General features: G+C 71.9%; 15 protein-coding genes and 1 pseudogene. 9 read left to right on the top strand and 7 right to left on the bottom strand.

From position 1 onward, the window contains the following. Positions 1-206: homocysteine S-methyltransferase family protein (locus ACWGDE_RS24510; RefSeq protein WP_453391161.1), on the bottom strand; the 206-nt coding region annotated here is incomplete at its 3' end. Positions 207-468: 262 nt separating this feature from the next. On the opposite strand from ACWGDE_RS24510, the gene ACWGDE_RS24505 reads away from it, so the two are divergent. The 6 genes from ACWGDE_RS24505 (at position 469) to ACWGDE_RS24480 (ending at position 7,796) form a co-directional block, all read left to right on the top strand. Further along, a complete protein-coding gene (locus ACWGDE_RS24505) occupies positions 469-1,236 on the top strand; it encodes an IclR family transcriptional regulator (RefSeq protein WP_453391160.1) in 768 nt (255 codons plus the stop codon). Positions 1,237-1,568: 332 nt separating this feature from the next. Then, on the top strand, positions 1,569-2,351 hold the full coding sequence (locus ACWGDE_RS24500; protein ID WP_453391159.1) for an MIP/aquaporin family protein: 783 nt from the start codon (positions 1,569-1,571) through the stop codon (positions 2,349-2,351). 77 nt (positions 2,352-2,428) lie between these two features. Further along, positions 2,429-3,955: a glycerol kinase GlpK gene (gene glpK / locus ACWGDE_RS24495; RefSeq protein ID WP_453391158.1), complete on the top strand. Its 1,527-nt coding sequence runs from the start codon at positions 2,429-2,431 to the stop codon at positions 3,953-3,955. 41 nt (positions 3,956-3,996) lie between these two features. Next, positions 3,997-5,604: an FAD-dependent oxidoreductase gene (locus ACWGDE_RS24490; RefSeq protein WP_453391157.1), complete on the top strand. Its 1,608-nt coding sequence runs from the start codon at positions 3,997-3,999 to the stop codon at positions 5,602-5,604. Positions 5,605-5,731: 127 nt separating this feature from the next. Beyond that, positions 5,732-6,733: a PAC2 family protein gene (locus ACWGDE_RS24485; protein WP_453391156.1), complete on the top strand. Its 1,002-nt coding sequence runs from the start codon at positions 5,732-5,734 to the stop codon at positions 6,731-6,733. 94 nt (positions 6,734-6,827) lie between these two features. Then, positions 6,828-7,796, top strand: a complete 969-nt coding sequence (locus tag ACWGDE_RS24480; protein WP_453391155.1) for a hypothetical protein — start codon at positions 6,828-6,830, stop codon at positions 7,794-7,796. Positions 7,797-7,865: 69 nt separating this feature from the next. Here the strand turns inward: ACWGDE_RS24480 and mshC are convergent, their stop codons facing one another. The 4 genes from mshC to ACWGDE_RS24460 form a co-directional block, all read right to left on the bottom strand. Beyond that, positions 7,866-9,095 carry a cysteine--1-D-myo-inosityl 2-amino-2-deoxy-alpha-D-glucopyranoside ligase gene (gene mshC / locus ACWGDE_RS24475; protein ID WP_453391154.1) on the bottom strand — a complete coding sequence of 410 codons (1,230 nt, stop codon included), beginning with the start codon at positions 9,093-9,095 and terminating at the stop codon, positions 7,866-7,868. A gap of 130 nt (positions 9,096-9,225) precedes the next feature. After that, entirely contained in the window at positions 9,226-10,062 is an 837-nt protein-coding gene (locus ACWGDE_RS24470) for an SCO1664 family protein (RefSeq protein ID WP_453391162.1), read from the bottom strand. Further along, positions 10,026-10,616 (bottom strand): DUF3090 domain-containing protein, encoded by a 591-nt coding sequence (locus tag ACWGDE_RS24465; RefSeq protein ID WP_214948065.1) that lies wholly within the window; start codon positions 10,614-10,616, stop codon positions 10,026-10,028. Before ACWGDE_RS24465 ends, ACWGDE_RS24470 begins: the two co-directional genes overlap by 37 nt. Before the next feature lie 75 nt (positions 10,617-10,691). Beyond that, the gene (locus tag ACWGDE_RS24460; protein WP_453391153.1) at positions 10,692-11,399 is read right to left on the bottom strand and encodes a histidine phosphatase family protein; all 708 of its coding nucleotides are present in this window, start codon (positions 11,397-11,399) and stop codon (positions 10,692-10,694) included. Between the two features lie 12 nt (positions 11,400-11,411). Between ACWGDE_RS24460 and corA the strand changes: the two genes are divergently transcribed. After that, on the top strand, positions 11,412-12,446 hold the full coding sequence (gene corA / locus ACWGDE_RS24455) for a magnesium/cobalt transporter CorA (protein WP_453391152.1): 1,035 nt from the start codon (positions 11,412-11,414) through the stop codon (positions 12,444-12,446). A 60-nt stretch (positions 12,447-12,506) separates the two neighbouring features. Here the strand turns inward: corA and ACWGDE_RS24450 are convergent, their stop codons facing one another. Next, complete coding sequence (locus tag ACWGDE_RS24450; protein ID WP_453391151.1) at positions 12,507-13,295, bottom strand: ferritin-like domain-containing protein; 789 nt, start codon at positions 13,293-13,295, stop codon at positions 12,507-12,509. 286 nt (positions 13,296-13,581) lie between these two features. Beyond that, positions 13,582-14,631, bottom strand: coding sequence for an LLM class F420-dependent oxidoreductase (locus ACWGDE_RS24445; RefSeq protein ID WP_453391150.1), 1,050 nt, complete (start codon positions 14,629-14,631; stop codon positions 13,582-13,584). A gap of 100 nt (positions 14,632-14,731) precedes the next feature. Between ACWGDE_RS24445 and ACWGDE_RS24440 the strand changes: the two genes are divergently transcribed. Continuing rightward, complete coding sequence (locus ACWGDE_RS24440) at positions 14,732-15,724, top strand: aldo/keto reductase (protein WP_453391149.1); 993 nt, start codon at positions 14,732-14,734, stop codon at positions 15,722-15,724. Next, positions 15,721-16,048: pseudogene (locus ACWGDE_RS24435) on the top strand (hypothetical protein); the annotation flags it as partial. The gene ACWGDE_RS24440 and the pseudogene ACWGDE_RS24435, both read left to right, overlap by 4 nt.

Genomic DNA, 16,048 nt, shown 5'->3' with positions numbered 1-16,048 from the left:
TGCACGTTCGCCACGATGTCCGGGCGCGTCACGTTCAGGACCTCGTTGCAGCCCTCCAGCTGCTGGAAGTCCTCCATGGTCGGGTCCTGCGCCTGCAGCATGGTCCCCATCGCCCCGTCGGCGACGACCACACGGGTCGCCAGTGCCTCTCGGAGGGCATCGGCCCGGGTCTGGGTGTCAGCGGGCGGGTTCGGCAACGAGGCCATGGTTGTGCTCCCTGGGATGCGACGGCTGTCGGCTTTGCACCCCCTCTGTGTCAAGGGTGCACGCGGCCAGGGTAACCGCGTGGAACCGGCCCCGGTGAGGCCGTCCCACGTGGCGGACTGCATTCTGTGCGCGGGGGATGGCGTCTTTCGGCCGGAGGCATCCCGGCCGACTCGTTTGCGAAGGACTCGTCCCGCATGCACGAAGTCGGCATCGACCGATAGTGTTCAGCATTGTCGAACTACGTCAGCAGGAGGCTGCGCGATGGCACGGAACATCCAGTCGCTCGAACGAGCCGCTGCGATGCTGCGGCTCCTGGCGGGCGGCGAGCGCCGGCTGGGGCTCTCGGACGTGGCCTCTTCCCTGGGCCTGGCCAAGGGGACGGCGCACGGGATCCTGCGCACCCTGCAGGCCGAGGGCTTCGTGGAGCAGGACCCCGCCTCCGGCCGCTACCAGCTCGGCGCGGAGCTGCTGCGCCTGGGCAACAGCTATCTGGACGTCCACGAGCTGCGGGCCCGCGCCCTGGTCTGGACGGACGACCTGGCCCGCGCGAGCGGGGAGAGCGTGTACGTGGGGGTGCTCCACAAGAGCGGGGTGCTGATCATGCACCACGTGTTCCGGCCCGACGACAGCCGTCAGGTCCTGGAGGTCGGGGCCATGCAGCCGCTGCACTCCACGGCCCTGGGCAAGGTCCTCTCGGCGTACGACCCGGTGGCGCACACGCAGGCGCTGGAGGTGGAGCGGGAGGCGTTCACGCCCCGCACGGTCACCGACGGGGCGGGCTTCGAGGAGGTCCTGGAGCTGACCCGGGCGCGCGGCTGGGCCGGTGACATCGAGGAGACCTGGGACGGGATCGCCTCGATCGCCGCGCCCATCCACGACCGGCGCCGGATGCCGGTCGGCGCGGTCGCCGTGGCGGGGGCCGTGGAACGGGTGTGCGGGGAGTCCGGGGAGCCCCGGGCGGCCCTCGTGGCCTCCGTACGCGACTGCGCGCGGTCGGTTTCCCGCGACCTCGGAGCGGGCCGGTTCTGATCTGGCCTGACCTTTATTGCTCTGCCCTGACCACCCAACGGCCACGCCTATGTGGCATTTGGGTGGTTTTTGGCGTTTGATGATCACGTGATGGCCTGATTTGGGCGATCGCACCGGCTGGTAACGATCCGGCTCATTGGCCTGGTCAACCCTTGACGCCCGCTTCACCTGGGCGGAAAACTGCCGTTCACCGGTCGGCATTGCCGAACACCTAACGGCAATACGCGTTAGGGTGTGGCAAGGCCAAGGACCGGTGCAGCACTCACCTAGTGGGTGGAGCCACCGGAGGGACCCGGTGTTCCGCCCACCCCTGAACGACAAAGGAGTCGCGGGTGTCCAGCTCCGACATCTTCATCGGCGAGACCATCGGTACCGCCCTGCTCACACTGCTCGGCGGTGGCGTCTGCGCCGCAGTGACGCTCAAGAGCTCCAAGGCCCGCAACGCCGGCTGGCTCGCGATCACCTTCGGCTGGGGCTTCGCGGTCCTGATCGCCGCGTACGTGTCCGCACCGCTCTCCGGTGCGCACCTCAACCCGGCGGTCACCGTCGGCCTCGCGATCAAGAACGGCGACTGGAGCGACGTACCGGTCTACTTCGCCGGCCAGCTGCTCGGCGCGATGATCGGCTCGGTCCTGATGTGGATCACCTACTACGGCCAGTTCCGTGCGCACCTGTCCGACCCCGAGCACATCCGTGACGCCAAGCTCGGCCCCGAGGACCCGCACCCGCACGACCAGGCCGGCCCGGTCCTCGGCGTCTTCTCCACCGGCCCCGAGATCCGCAACGTCGTCCAGAACCTCACGACCGAGATCATCGGCACCGCCGTCCTGGTCCTGGCCATCCTGACCCAGGGCCTGCAGGACGACGGCAAGGGCCTCGGCGTCATCGGCGTCCTGATCACCTCGTTCGTGGTCGTCGGCATCGGCCTCTCGCTGGGCGGCCCGACCGGCTACGCCATCAACCCGGTCCGCGACCTGGGCCCGCGCATCGTCCACGCCCTGCTGCCGCTTCCCAACAAGGGCGGCTCGGACTGGAGCTACTCCTGGATCCCGGTTCTCGGCCCCCTCGCGGGTGCCGCGCTCGCCGGCGGTCTGTACAACATCGCGTTCGCCTGATCAGCATCGGCACCACGGCGCCACCCGCACCGCCATTCTGATTCCGCCTACTTCGACACCTGCCAGGAGCAGCCACCATGACCAGCAGCACCGGCCCCTTCATCGCCGCGATCGACCAGGGCACCACCTCCTCCCGCTGCATCGTCTTCGACCGCGACGGCCGCATCGTCGCCGTCGACCAGAAGGAGCACGAGCAGATCTTCCCGAAGCCGGGCTGGGTCGAGCACGACGCCGCCGAGATCTGGACCAACGTCCAGGAGGTCGTCGCCTCGGCCATCGCCAAGGCCGAGATCACCGCCGCTGACGTCAAGGCGGTCGGCATCACCAACCAGCGCGAGACCACCGTCCTGTGGGACAAGCACACCGGCGAGCCGGTGCACAACGCGCTGGTCTGGCAGGACACCCGCACCGACGCCCTGTGCAAGGAGCTCGGCCGCAACGTCGGCCAGGACCGCTTCCGCCGCGAGACCGGCCTGCCGCTGGCGAGCTACTTCGCCGGCCCCAAGGTCCGCTGGCTGCTCGACAACGTCGAGGGCCTGCGCGAGCGCGCCGAGGCCGGGGACATCCTCTTCGGCACCATGGACTCCTGGGTCATCTGGAACCTCACCGGCGGCGCCCAGGGCGGTGTGCACGTCACCGACGTCACCAACGCCTCGCGCACCATGCTGATGAACCTGCACACCCTGGCCTGGGACGAGAAGATCGCCGAGTCCATGGACGTGCCGCTCAACGTCCTCCCGGAGATCAAGTCCTCCGCCGAGGTCTACGGCCACGTCAAGGACGGCGTCCTCGCCGGTGTCCCGGTCGCCTCGGCGCTCGGTGACCAGCAGGCCGCGCTGTTCGGCCAGACCTGTTTCGCCGAGGGCGAGGCGAAGTCCACGTACGGCACCGGCACGTTCATGCTGATGAACACCGGCGACAAGATCATCAACTCCTACAGCGGCCTGCTGACCACGGTCGGCTACCAGATCGGCGACCAGAAGCCGGTCTACGCGCTGGAGGGCTCCATCGCCGTCACCGGCTCGCTCGTCCAGTGGATGCGCGACCAGATGGGCCTGATCAAGTCCGCGGCCGAGATCGAGACCCTGGCCTCCTCCGTGGAGGACAACGGCGGCGCGTACTTCGTGCCGGCCTTCTCCGGCCTGTTCGCCCCGTACTGGCGCTCCGACGCCCGCGGTGTGATCACCGGCCTCACCCGGTACGTCACCAAGGCGCACATCGCCCGTGCCGTCCTGGAGGCCACCGCCTGGCAGACCCGCGAGATCACCGACGCCATGACCAAGGACTCGGGCGTCGAGCTCGCGGCCCTGAAGGTCGACGGCGGCATGACCTCCAACAACCTGCTGATGCAGACGCTCTCGGACTTCCTGGACGCCCCCGTGGTGCGCCCGATGGTCGCCGAGACCACCTGCCTCGGCGCCGCCTACGCCGCCGGTCTGGCCGTCGGCTTCTGGCCCGACACCGACGCCCTGCGCGCCAACTGGCGCCGCGCGGCGGAGTGGACCCCGCGGATGCCCGCCGAGCAGCGGGAGCGCGAGTACAAGAGCTGGCTCAAGGCCGTGGAGCGGTCCATGGGCTGGGTCGACGACGAAGACGCCAGCTGACCGCACTCAGCTGAGTCAATCGACGAGGAGCTAAGAGAGATATGAGCACCCTGCAGAGCGTTCCCACCCTGGGTACGCACCCGACCGCCGGTTCGAACGCGAGCCGCGCCGAGACCCGTGAGCAGCTGGCGAAGGCCACGTACGACCTGCTGGTCATCGGCGGTGGAATCCTGGGCACCTCGGTGGCCTGGCACGCCGCGCAGTCGGGTCTGCGGGTCGCCATGGTGGACGCCGGCGACTTCGCCGGCGCCACCTCCTCCGCCTCCTCCAAGCTGGTCCACGGCGGCCTGCGCTACCTGCAGACCGGTTCGGTCAAGCTGGTCGCCGAGAACCACCACGAGCGCCGGGTGCTGGCCAAGGACGTGGCCCCGCACCTGGTCAACCCGCTCACCTTCTACCTCCCGGTGTACAAGGGCGGTCCGGTCGGCGCGGCGAAGCTGGGCGCGGGCGTGTTCGCGTACTCGGCGCTGTCCGCCTTCGGCGACGGCATGGGCAAGATCATCTCGCCGGCCCGTGCCGCCGCCGACAACCCGGGTCTGAAGACGGACGACCTGAAGGCCGTCGCCGTCTACTACGACCACCAGATGAACGACTCGCGCGTCGCCGTCATGACGGTCCGCGCGGCCGTCGAGTCGGGCGCGGTCGTCCTGAACCACGCCGAGGTCACCGGTCTGCGCATGACGCGCGGCCGGGTCTCCGGCGCCGAGCTCAAGGACCGTCTGGACGGCACCGAGTTCGGAGTGGACGCCCGCGTCGTGCTCAACGCCACCGGCCCGTGGGTGGACCACCTGCGGCGCATGGAGGACAAGCACTCGATGCCGTCGATCCGCCTGTCCAAGGGCGCGCACATCGTGATGAAGCGCAAGTCGCCGTGGAAGGCCGCCATGGCCACCCCGATCGACAAGTACCGCATCACCTTCGCCCTGCCGTGGGAGGACCAGCTGCTGCTGGGCACCACCGACGAGGCGTACGAGGGCGACCCGGCGGACGTGCGGGCCACCGAGGCCGACATCCAGCAGATCCTGGACGAGGCGGCCTTCTCGGTGAAGGACGCCGATCTGGACCGCTCGCTGATGACGTACGCCTTCGCGGGCCTGCGGGTGCTGCCCGGCGGCCCCGGCGGCGTCGAGAAGGCCAAGCGCGAGACGGTCGTCTCCGAGGGCGCGGGCGGCATGCTGTCGGTGGCCGGCGGCAAGTGGACGACGTACCGGCACATCGGCCGCGTGGTCATGGACAAGCTGGCCAAGCTCCCCGGCAGCCCGCTGACCGAGGACATGGAGCCGGTGAAGTCGCTCGTACGCCGGATCGCTCTGCCCGGTGTCGCCAACCCGAACGCGGTGGCGCACCGGCTGCTCGTGGACCGCGAGCCGGGCTCCCGGATGGACCCGCTGACCGCCCGCCACCTGGCTTCGCACTACGGCTCGCTGGCCTTCGACATCGCGCGGCTCGCGAACGAGGACCCGGCGCTGGCCGAGCGGATCCACCCGGCCGGTCCGGAGATCTGGGCGCAGGTGGCCTACGCCCGTGACAACGAGTGGGCCGAGACGGCGGACGACGTGCTGCGCCGCCGCACGACGGTGACGATCCGCGGTCTGGACAGCGCCGAAGTGCGCGGCCGGGTCGAGCAGATGCTGGCCGAGAAGGCATAACCGGCGGTGCGCGCGGGCAGAGGGGCGGTTCCGAGGGGAACCGCCCCTCTGTCGTGGGCTGTGGCAGGCGTCGCATCAAGGCTTAGGCTGACCCACGTACGCAAGGGAACTTCGGAAGGAGACCTGGGTGATCGAGCTTGAGGGCGTGCCCGAGCTGATCGACCCGGTCATGGTGGCCGCGTTCGAGGGCTGGAACGACGCGGGTGACGCGGCCTCCGGTGCGGTCGCGCACCTGGACCGGGAGTGGAAGGGCGAGGTCTTCGCGGCTCTGGACGCCGAGGACTACTACGACTTCCAGGTCAACCGGCCGACGGTGTGGCTGGACAACGGGGTCCGGAAGATCACGTGGCCGACGACGCGTCTGTCGGTGGTCCGGATCGGCGGCACCAAGCCGCGCGACCTGGTGCTGGTGCGGGGCATCGAACCGTCCATGCGCTGGCGGTCGTTCTGCAACGAGATCCTCGGCTTCGCCCATGAGCTGGGCGTGGAGATGGTCGTCATCCTGGGGGCGCTGCTGGGTGACACCCCGCACACCCGCCCGGTGCCGGTCAGCGGGGTGACCTCGGACGCCGATCTGGCGCGGACGATGGACCTGGAGGAGACGAAGTACGAGGGCCCGACGGGGATCGTGGGCATCCTGCAGGAGGCCTGCACCCATGCCGGGGTGCCGGCGGTGTCCCTGTGGGCGGCGGTGCCGCACTACGTCTCGCAGCCCCCCAACCCCAAGGCCACGCTGGCCCTGCTGAACCGCCTCGAGGATCTGATCGACATCCGGATCCCGCTGGGCGAACTCCCCGAGGACGCGCGGGCGTGGCAGCTGGGCGTGGACCAACTGGCCGCCGAGGACAGCGAGGTGGCGGAGTACGTCCAGACGCTGGAGGAGGCCCGCGACACGGCGGACCTGCCGGAGGCCTCGGGCGAGGCCATCGCCCGGGAGTTCGAGCGGTACCTGCGGCGGCGCGACCCCTCGGCCGCGACGGAACCGGGCGACGGCTCGTACCTGCGGGACACCTCCAGCGGCCTGACCCGCCCCCCGAAGCGCAAGCCGGACCCGGAGCCGACCGAGGAGCCCCCGGCCGCGGCCCCGGACGGGACCGAGGAGGACACACCCCCGGAGGCCGAGGCCTGACCCGGCCGCACTCCCCCCACCCCGCCCCGCCCCGCCCGAACCTCCTGTCGGTGGGCCGTGTTTCGATACGGATCTCGCACTCAGGAGGAACGGCATGACCCGCACGACGCCCCCGCGCCCGCTCGACGCGGCTTCGGTGTTCCCGGAGCTCGCGGACCTGGCCAGGACCGCGACCCGGCTGCACCCGCGCCCCGGTTCGCCCACCGTGCACGACAGCTCGGTGGGCGGGCCGCTGCTCTGGCCGGCCGGTGAGGCGTGGGCGTCGTGCTCGCAGGAGCACGACGCCCCCTTCGAGCTGAACACGCCCGAGGAGGTCCGCGCGCTCCGGCGGATCCGCGCCCTCGACGTCTGGACCGACGAGGACCACGCCGAGGTCTCCCGGATCCAGGCCGGCCACGACCCGTCGCTCCTGCCCGAGGGCCCGCACCCCCTGATACCGGTGGCGCAGCTGTACGCCCGGGACGTCCCCGGCCTGCCGTTCCCCGAGGGCACCGACCTCCTCCAGGTGCTGTGGTGCCCGTTCATCGACATCGAGGAGCGGGAGGGCTCGGAGGCCGTCCAGTTGCGGTGGCGGCGGGCCGGCGAGGTGGCGGAGGTCCTGGCCGACCCGCCGGAGCCGGCCTACGTCGGGACGTACGAGCTGGTGCCGGTCCCGTGCGTGCTCCATCCGGAGCAGGTCCGCGAGTACCCGGCCGCGCACGATGTGGACGAGGAGCTGGCCGGGCGGATCCGTCGCTGGGAGGAGGACCGCTCCCTCGCCTACCGGGAGGACCTGTCCGTCGCGCCCGGCTGGAAGGCCGGCGGCTGGGCCGCCCCCTTCACCTTCCGCAGCTCGGGCGGGCCGGAGGAGCTGCGCTGCGGGGAGTGCGCGGCCGTCGGCGAGCCGCTGCTCACCGTCGACCACACCGAGTGGCACGGCGAGAACTCCGGCTGGCGTCCCGTCGAGGAGCCTCAGGGCGCGTCCGCCGCCCCCACGGACGTGACCGTGGGCCGCGGCTACGCCCTCCAGTTCTACGCGTGCCCCGCCGATCCCCGGCACCCGCCGGTGACCGTCGTGCAGTGACGCGGTGAACGGCGAAGCGCGCCGCCGGCACGGGGCCGGGGCGCGCTTCTTCCGTACTGCCCGCCGCTGCTACAGCGCCACGCCCAGGAGGGCGTCGACCGTGCGCGAGACCAGGCCCGGGGCCGACTCGTCGTTCTCGTCCGTGACGAGCTGACGCTCGACCCAGCGGTCCACGGCCGCGAGGGCCGCGGGCGCGTCCAGGTCGTTGGCGAGGGCCTCGCGGACCTCCTCGACCAGGGCGTCGGCCGGGATGCCGTCCGGGCGGGAGACGGCCGCGCGCCAGCGCTCCAGGCGGGCCACCGCCTCGGCGAGGACCTCGTCGGTCCACTCCCAGTCGGCGCGGTAGTGGTGGGAGAGCAGGGCCAGGCGGATCGCCGCCGGGTCCACCCCGGCCCGCCGCAGGGCGGAGACGAAGACCAGGTTGCCCTTGGACTTCGACATCTTCTCGCCGTGCAGCGCGACCATGCCCGCGTGCACATACGCCTTGGCCATCGGGAACTCGCCCGTCAGGACCTGCGCGTGCGAGGCGCCCATCTCGTGGTGCGGGAAGGCGAGGTCGGAGCCGCCGCCCTGGATGTCGAAGGTCATCCCCAGGTGGTCCAGGGCGATGGCCACGCACTCGATGTGCCAGCCGGGCCGGCCGCGGCCCAGCGAGGCGCCGTCCCAGCTGGGCTCGCCCGGACGGGCGGCCATCCACAGCATGGGGTCGAGGGGGTTCTTCTTGCCCGGGCGCTCGGGGTCGCCGCCCCGCTCCGCGGAGAGCAGCCGCATGGCCTCGGCGTCCAGGTTCGAGACCTTGCCGAAGTTCGGGTCGGACTCGACGGAGAAGTAGACGTCGCCGTCGAGCTCGTAGGCGGCACCCGCGTCCCGCAGCCGCTCGACCAGCGGCACGATGCCGGGTATGGCCTCGACGGCGCCGATGTAGTGCTGCGGGGGCAGCATCCGCAGGGCGGTCATGTCCTCGCGGAAGAGGGCCGTCTCGCGTTCGGCGAGCTCGGTCCAGTCCTGGTTGTCGCGCAGCGCCCGCTCGAGCAGCGGATCGTCCACGTCCGTGACGTTCTGGACGTACACAACCTGTCGCTTGGTGTCGAGCCACACGCGCTGCACGAGGTCGAACGCGTTGTAGGTCGCCGCGTGACCGATGTGGGTCGCGTCGTACGGGGTGATTCCGCAGACGTAGATTCGGGCGACGGGACCGGGGGCGAGGGTGATCGTCCCCTGGGTCGCGGTGTCGTGGATCTGGAGGTCGCGGCCCTTGCCAGGCAGGGCGGGGACCTCAGAAGCGGGCCAGGCATGCATGCGTCGAGCGTAACCGGACGGGTGTTCCGAAAACGAACCGGACCTGCACTGTTGTCTTGATCGGCACTCTTGCGCCATGGCCGGTTCTGTGCGTGTGGGACCTGGGCCGCTCTGCTCGCGAACGGCCCGCTCAGACGGGCGGCCAGGGGATCGCCGGCCACTGCCCGGAAGGCTGCGGATGCCTCCCGGTGCGCAGCAGCAGGGCCACCCGGGCCCGTACGGCGGCCAGCTCGGCGGTGGTGACCAGTTCGGCCAGCCGGGTGGCGAGGGGCTCTCCCGGGGCCAGTGCGGCCTCCAGGGAGCCCAGCACGGCCCGTGCCTCGTCGGTCAGCGGCTCGCCCGCCCAGCCCCAGAGCAGGGTGCGCAGCTTGTCCTCGGTGTGGAAGGTCACCCCGTGGTCGATGCCGTAGAGCCGTCCGTCGGGGGCGGGCAGCAGGTGGCCGCCCTTGCGGTCGCCGTTGTTGATCACGGCGTCGAGGACGCAGAGCCGGCGCAGCCGCTCGTCGTCGGCGTGGACGAGGAGCGCGGTGCGGCCCTCGCCGACCTCGGCGAAGGCGACGGGCCGCCAGCCCTCCCCCGCTTCCTCGCCCTCCACGAGGGCGAGCAGGCCGTCCCCCGGGGAGTCCCCCGTCTCGATCCACTGCTGGACCATGCCCTCGCCGTACGGTCCGTCGCGCAGCACGGTCGGCGGGACCAGTCCCCAGCCGGTGGCCTCGGAGACCAGGTAGGCGGCGACCTCGCGCTGGGCGAGGTTCCCGTCGGGGAAGTCCCACAGCGGGCGCTCGCCCTTGACCGGCTTGTAGACGCAGTCGGCGCTCACGCCCCCGTGGGTGACGGTGCACCGCAGGACGGCGTTGGACGCCTCGCGGATGCGGCCGACGACCGTGAGCTCCCCGTGGGCCAGCAGCTGTTCGAGCTCCCCCGTGGTGTTCACGCCTGGCGCCGGTAGCCGTTCTGGCGCGGGCAGACGTGCCCCTCCGGGTCCAGCGGCAGGCTGCACAGCGGGCAGGGCGGGCGGCCGGCGTTGACCACGTCCAGGGCCCGCTTGGCGAAGGCACGGGCCTGGGCGCCGGTGAGCCGCACGCGCAGCATCGGCGGGCCGTTCTCCTCGTCCTGGAGCAGCCGCTCCTCCGCCTCGGCGAGGTCCTCCTCCGAGTCGGCGTCGAGTTCCACGAGGGCCTGCGCTTCGACGATCATGCGCTGGTCCTCGCCGTCCCAGGCCAGGGCCATGGTGCCGACGCGGAACTCCTCGTCGACGGGGACGTCCAGAGGTGCGGTGTCGGTCGCCTCGGCGGGGGCGACGGCCGGGACCGGGGCATTGCCCCCGGTGCGCCGTACGACCTCGTCCAGCAGCTCGTCCATCCGCTCGGCGAGCGCCGCGACCTGGGTCTTCTCCAGGGAGACGCTGGTGACGCGGGGGCCGGTGGAGGCCTGCAGGAAGAACGTACGGCGTCCAGGCAGGCCGACCGTGCCGGCCACGAAGCGGTCCGGCGGGTCGTAGAGGAACACCTGACGGGGCACGTCCAGTCTCCAAGTGTCGGCAGCAGGGCAGGCTGCGCCCATGTGTTGGCCCGTCCACCCTACTGCGCCGTTCGATCACACCGCGCCCGCACCGCCTCCCACGACCCCGTCGCCGCCGTCTTCGAGTGCTTTGTCGGGGGCCGGGGTTTCGCGGGGCGCGAACGAGGCGAAGTCCCCGGTGTCGCCGAGCCGGAGCAGGAACGGCCGGGTCGGCGTGTAGCGGATCGCGGTGACCGAGCAGGGGTCCACGTGGATCCGCTGGAAGAGGTCCAGGTGCATGCCGAGGGCGTCCGCGACGACGGACTTGATGATGTCGCCGTGCGAGCACATCAGGAAGACGGCGTCGCTGCCGTGCTCCTCCTCGATCCGCGCGTTCCAGTCGCGTACGCAGTCCACCGCGCGGGCCTGCATGGCCCGCATGGACTCGCCGCCGGGGAAGGCCGCAGCCGAGGGGTGCTGCTGGACGATCCGCATCAGGGGTTCTTCGGAGAGCTCGGAGAGTTTGCGGCCCGACCAGTCGCCGTAGTGGCACTCGCCGATCCGCTCGTCGGTGTGCAGCGGCAGCTCGGGCCGGTCGGCCAGCAGCGGGGCCAGGGTCTCGGCGCACCGCTGCAGCGGGCTGGTGACGGCGGCGGCGAGCGGGATCCCGGCGAGCCGCCCGGGCAGCGCCGCGGCCTGCCCGGCTCCGTGCTCGTCGAGGCTCACTCCCGGGGTCCATCCGGCGAGCAGCCCTGCGGTGTTGGCGGTGGACCGCCCGTGTCGTACGAGGATCAGCGTGGCCATGCGGGCCAGCCTATGCGGCCCGGCCGGTGTGCGGGCGGGCCGTGGGCAGGGAACAATGCCCGGGTGATTGTGGACTGCGCGATGTACCGCGACGGCCGCCGCTCCGCGGCCCCCGAGGACTTCTCCGATGCCCTGGACGAGGCGCGGGCCACCGGCGACGCCTTCCTGTGGGTGGGGATGCACGAGCCGACGGAGAAGGAGTTCGAGCACGTCAGCCTCGAGTTCGGGCTGCACCCGCTGGCGGTGGAGGACGCGCTGACCGCGCACCAGCGGCCGAAGCTGGAGGTCTACGACGATTCGCTCTTCGTGGTCCTCAAGCCGGTGATGTACGACGACGACGCGGACCGGGTGACCACGGGCGAGCTGATGCTGTTCATCGGCGATTCCTTCGTGGTCACGGTCCGGCACGGCGAGGGGGCCGCGCTGACCGCCGTGCGCCACCGGCTGGAGCAGGAGCCCGAGGTCCTCAGGCACGGTCCGACGGCGGTGCTCTACGCGGTCTCGGACGCGGTGGTGGACCACTACATCGAGGTCGCCGCCGAGCTGCAGGCGGACCTGGAGGAGCTGGAGGCGGAGGTGTTCGCGCCGAACTCGGCGGACACCAAGAACACCGCGGCCCGGATCTACGCCTTCAAGCGGCAGGTCCTGGAGTTCCGCCGGGCCACCAGTCCGCTGCTCCAGCCGATGGACCGGCTCGCCTTCGGGGACGTGCCCTTCGTGCACGAGCACGCCCAGCCGTTCTTCCGCGACGTCGCCGACCACCTGACCAAGGCGAACGAGTACATCGAGGGCCTGGACCGGCTGCTCTCGGACGCGCTGGCGGCGCACCTGGCGCAGATGGGCGTCCGGCAGAACGACGACATGCGCAAGATCTCGGCCTGGGCGGCCATGGCGGCGGTCCCGACGATGGTGGCGGGGATCTACGGGATGAACTTCGACCACATGCCGGAACTGAGGCACCGCTGGGGCTATCCGGCGGTGGTCGTGGTGATGGTGGCCGTGTGCCTGGGCCTGCACCGGATGTTCAAGCGGCGCGGCTGGCTCTGATCCGGCCTCCGATCCGGCCCCGGGGCGGGGAGGACCGCGCGGGCCGGGCGGCGGGGCCGGTCAGGCGAACTCCGGCGCCGTCGTGGCCGGGCCGCCCAGCGGGTTGCTGCGCTCGGGCCGGCGCAGGTCCACCATCCGGTGCCAGCCGGCGAACCGCTCGTACGCGTACATCCCGCGGATCCCGGCGGCGAGGGCGAGCGCCTTGGGCGCGGGCCAGCGCAGGATCCGTCCCATGTGGTCCATGACGGCGAGGCTCACGTCCCGGTAGACGGCGATCTCGGCGAGCGCGCACTCGCGCAGCACCCGGTGGATGGTGCGGCCGTGGCCGGCGCGGGCGAGGCGGAGCAGTTCCTCGTGGCAGTAGGCCAGGTGGTTGTCCTCGTCCGCGCCGATCATGCGGATGGCCTTGCCCAGCTCGGGGTGGTCCCCGAAGTGCCCCACCAGCATGTCCATCTGGTCGGCGGCGCGCTGTTCGGTGACCCGGCTGTGCGCGAGGTAGACGACGATGTCCTCTTCGGACAGGGCCCGCTCGCCGCGCAGCTTCTCGTGGCTCAGGCCGATGCCGCGCCGCTCCAGCAGCATCGTGTAGTCGGTCTCGGGCGGGACGGGGACCGGCGACAGGCCGCGCTTGCGCAGCAGCGCGTCGAAGATCCGGCCGTGCTTGTCCTCGTCGGCCCCGTGCCGGGTGATCTTGGGTGCGAGGTCGCGCATGGAGTCGGGGACCAGGGCCGCGATCCGGGCGTTCTCCCAGCCGCCCTGCGCCTCGCCGCCCGCGGCGATGGAGCAGAACAGCTGGAAGGAATCGTCGTGGTCGACGATCTCCTGGAACAGGCTGTGTGCGGAGAGCATGCATCGAGTCAAAGGCCGATCCGCGGGCCGGGCAACCGGATGCGACCGCGACTCGGCCGAATGGCACGGCGGAACGGCGCGGCGGAAGGCTACGGTCGACCGGCATGCTCGACCGGCATGCTCGAACGGCTTGCTCGAACGGCGCGGCCGAACCGATCGGCCGCGCGACCGGCGGGCCCGGGGGCGTAACCCCGCGGGCACCGCGCGCGTTGTTGGCTGTGTCGGCCGTGGCGGGGAAGACCCCCCGAGCCCCCACCACGGCCGCAGAGCCCTTGTTCCACATCCGTCAGGCGAGACCCGCGAGCTCCATGGCCTCGGTGCCGGCCCGCAGGGCGGCGATCCGCTCGTCGAGGGTGAAGCCGGCGGGGGCGAGCGTCAGGGTGGTGACCCCGGCCTCCGCGTAGGCCCGCATCCCGTCCGCGATGCGCTCGACCGTGCCCAGCAGGGTGGTGGAGTCGATCAGCGAGTGCGGGATGGCGGCGGCCGCGCCCTGCTTGTCGCCCGCCAGGTACTTGTCCTGGACCTCGGCGGCTTCCTTCTCGTATCCCATGCGCTGGGCGAGCTGGTTGTAGAAGTTCTGCTTGCGGCTGCCCATGCCGCCCACGTACAGGGCGGTGTACGGGCGGAACATGTCGGCGAGCGCGTTCACGTCCTCGCCGAGCGCCAGCGGCACGGTCGGGCAGACGTCGAAGCCGTCCATCGTCAGCCCGGCCTTCTCGCGGCCCGCCCGGATGTGCGTGAGGGCGGTGGCCTCGAGGTGTTCGGCGGCCGGGAAGATCAGCAGCGCGCCGTCGGCGATCTCGCCGGTCTGCTCCAGGTTCTTGGGCCCGATGGCGGCGATGTAGAGCGGGATGTGCTCGCGCTCGGGGTGCACCGTCAGCTTCAGGGGCTTGCCCGGGCCGTCGGGCAGCGGCAGGGTCCAGTGCTCGCCCTCGTAGGAGAGCCGCTCGCGGCTCATCGCCTTGCGGACGATCTCCACGTACTCGCGGGTGCGGGCGAGCGGCTTGTCGAACTTGACGCCGTACCAGCCCTCGGAGACCTGCGGTCCGGAGACGCCGAGGCCGAGCCGGAAGCGGCCCTTGGTCAGGGAGTCGAGGGTGGCGGCCGTCATGGCCGTCATCGCGGGCTGGCGGGCCGGGATCTGCAGGATCGCGGAGCCCACGTCGATGCGCTCGGTCTGGGCGGCGACCCAGGCGAGCACGGTGGGAGCGTCCGATCCGTAGGCCTCCGCTGCCCAGCAGACGTCGTAGCCGAGACGGTCGGCCTCCTGCGCGACGGCGAGGTTGTCGGCGTCCATGCCAGCGCCCCAGTAGCCGAGATTGATGCCGAGCCGCATGTGTCGTCCCCTTACCGGTTTACCGATCAGTAACGTAGGTCTGCGGGGACTGTAGCGCGCCAGGGTGCCCCGCGTCAGCGCCGCAGTAGTCTCAGCCCTCATGGAGCAGAGGCATCTCGGCCGCACCGGACTGCGCGTCTCCCGGATCGGTCTCGGCACACTGACCTGGGGCCGGTCGGCGGACGGACCGGACGAGGCGGAAGCGGCCGCGCAGTTGAAGACGTTCTGGAACGCGGGCGGCACGCTCGTCGACACCGCCGACGTGTACGGGGGCGGTGAGGCGGAGTACCTCCTCGGTCAGTTGATCGGTTCCGTCGTGGCCCGGCGGGATCTGGTGATCGCGACCAAGGCCGGCGGGGTCGCGGACCCGGAGCGCCGCTTCGACGGCTCCCGCGGCCATCTGCTGGCGGCCCTGGACGATTCGCTGGCCCGGCTGGACACGGATTACGTCGACCTCTGGCAGGTCCACGCCTTCGATCCCTGGACCCCGATGGAGGAGACCCTCCAGGCGCTGGACATCGCGGTGAGCAGCGGGCGGGCGCGGTACGCGGGCGTGTCGAACTTCAGCGGCTGGCAGCTGGCGAAGGCGGCGACCTGGCAGCTCGCGGCGCCGGGGGTTCGGACCCGGCTGGCGTCCACGCAGATGGAGTACTCCCTGCTCCAGCGCGGCGTGGAGCGGGAGGTGCTGCCGGCGGCACTGGACCTGGGCGTCTCGCTCCTCCCCTCCTCGCCCCTGGGCCGGGGCGTCCTGACGGGCAAGTACCGCTCCGGCACCCCGGCGGACTCCCGCGGCGCCTCCGAAACCCTGGCCGCGTTCGTGGACCCGTACCTGGACGAACCGGCGAGCCGGATCGTGGACGCGGTGGCGACGGCCGCCCACGGCCTGGCGGTCACCCCGCTCCAGGTGGCCCTGGCGTGGGTCCGCGACCGCCCGGGGGTGGCCGCCCCGATCATCGGCGCGCGCACGTCGGCGCAGCTCGGGGCGGCCCTGTCGGTGGAGACGCTTAGTCTTCCGGTGGAGATCCGCCAAGCGCTGGACGACGTCTCGGCGCCCGTCCACCGCTACCCCGATCAGGACTGGAGCACCCTGTGAGCACCGACCCCGCCACCCCCGCACCCGCGGAGGACCAGGCCGCCCCCGAGCCGGAAGCCGCCCCCGCGGCCGAACACGGCTCCGGCGAAGCCGGGAACGGGGACGACACCGCCACACCGCACGCCTCCGCCGAAGCCGCTACGGCCGAGCCCGGCGCACCCGAACCGGCCGGCTCCGGCGAAGCCGGGAGCGGGGACGGCGAAGCCGTACCGGACGCCTCCGCCGAAGCCGGCGCCCCCGAGCCCGGGGCCGAAGCCGGTACGGCCGAGCCCGGCGAAGCCGAACCGGTCGGCTCCGGCGAAGCCGGGAGCCAGGACGGGGGTC

It is taken from the genome of Streptomyces sp. NPDC054956, from assembly GCF_053609185.1.
This window is presented reverse-complemented; position numbering and strand designations above follow the sequence as displayed.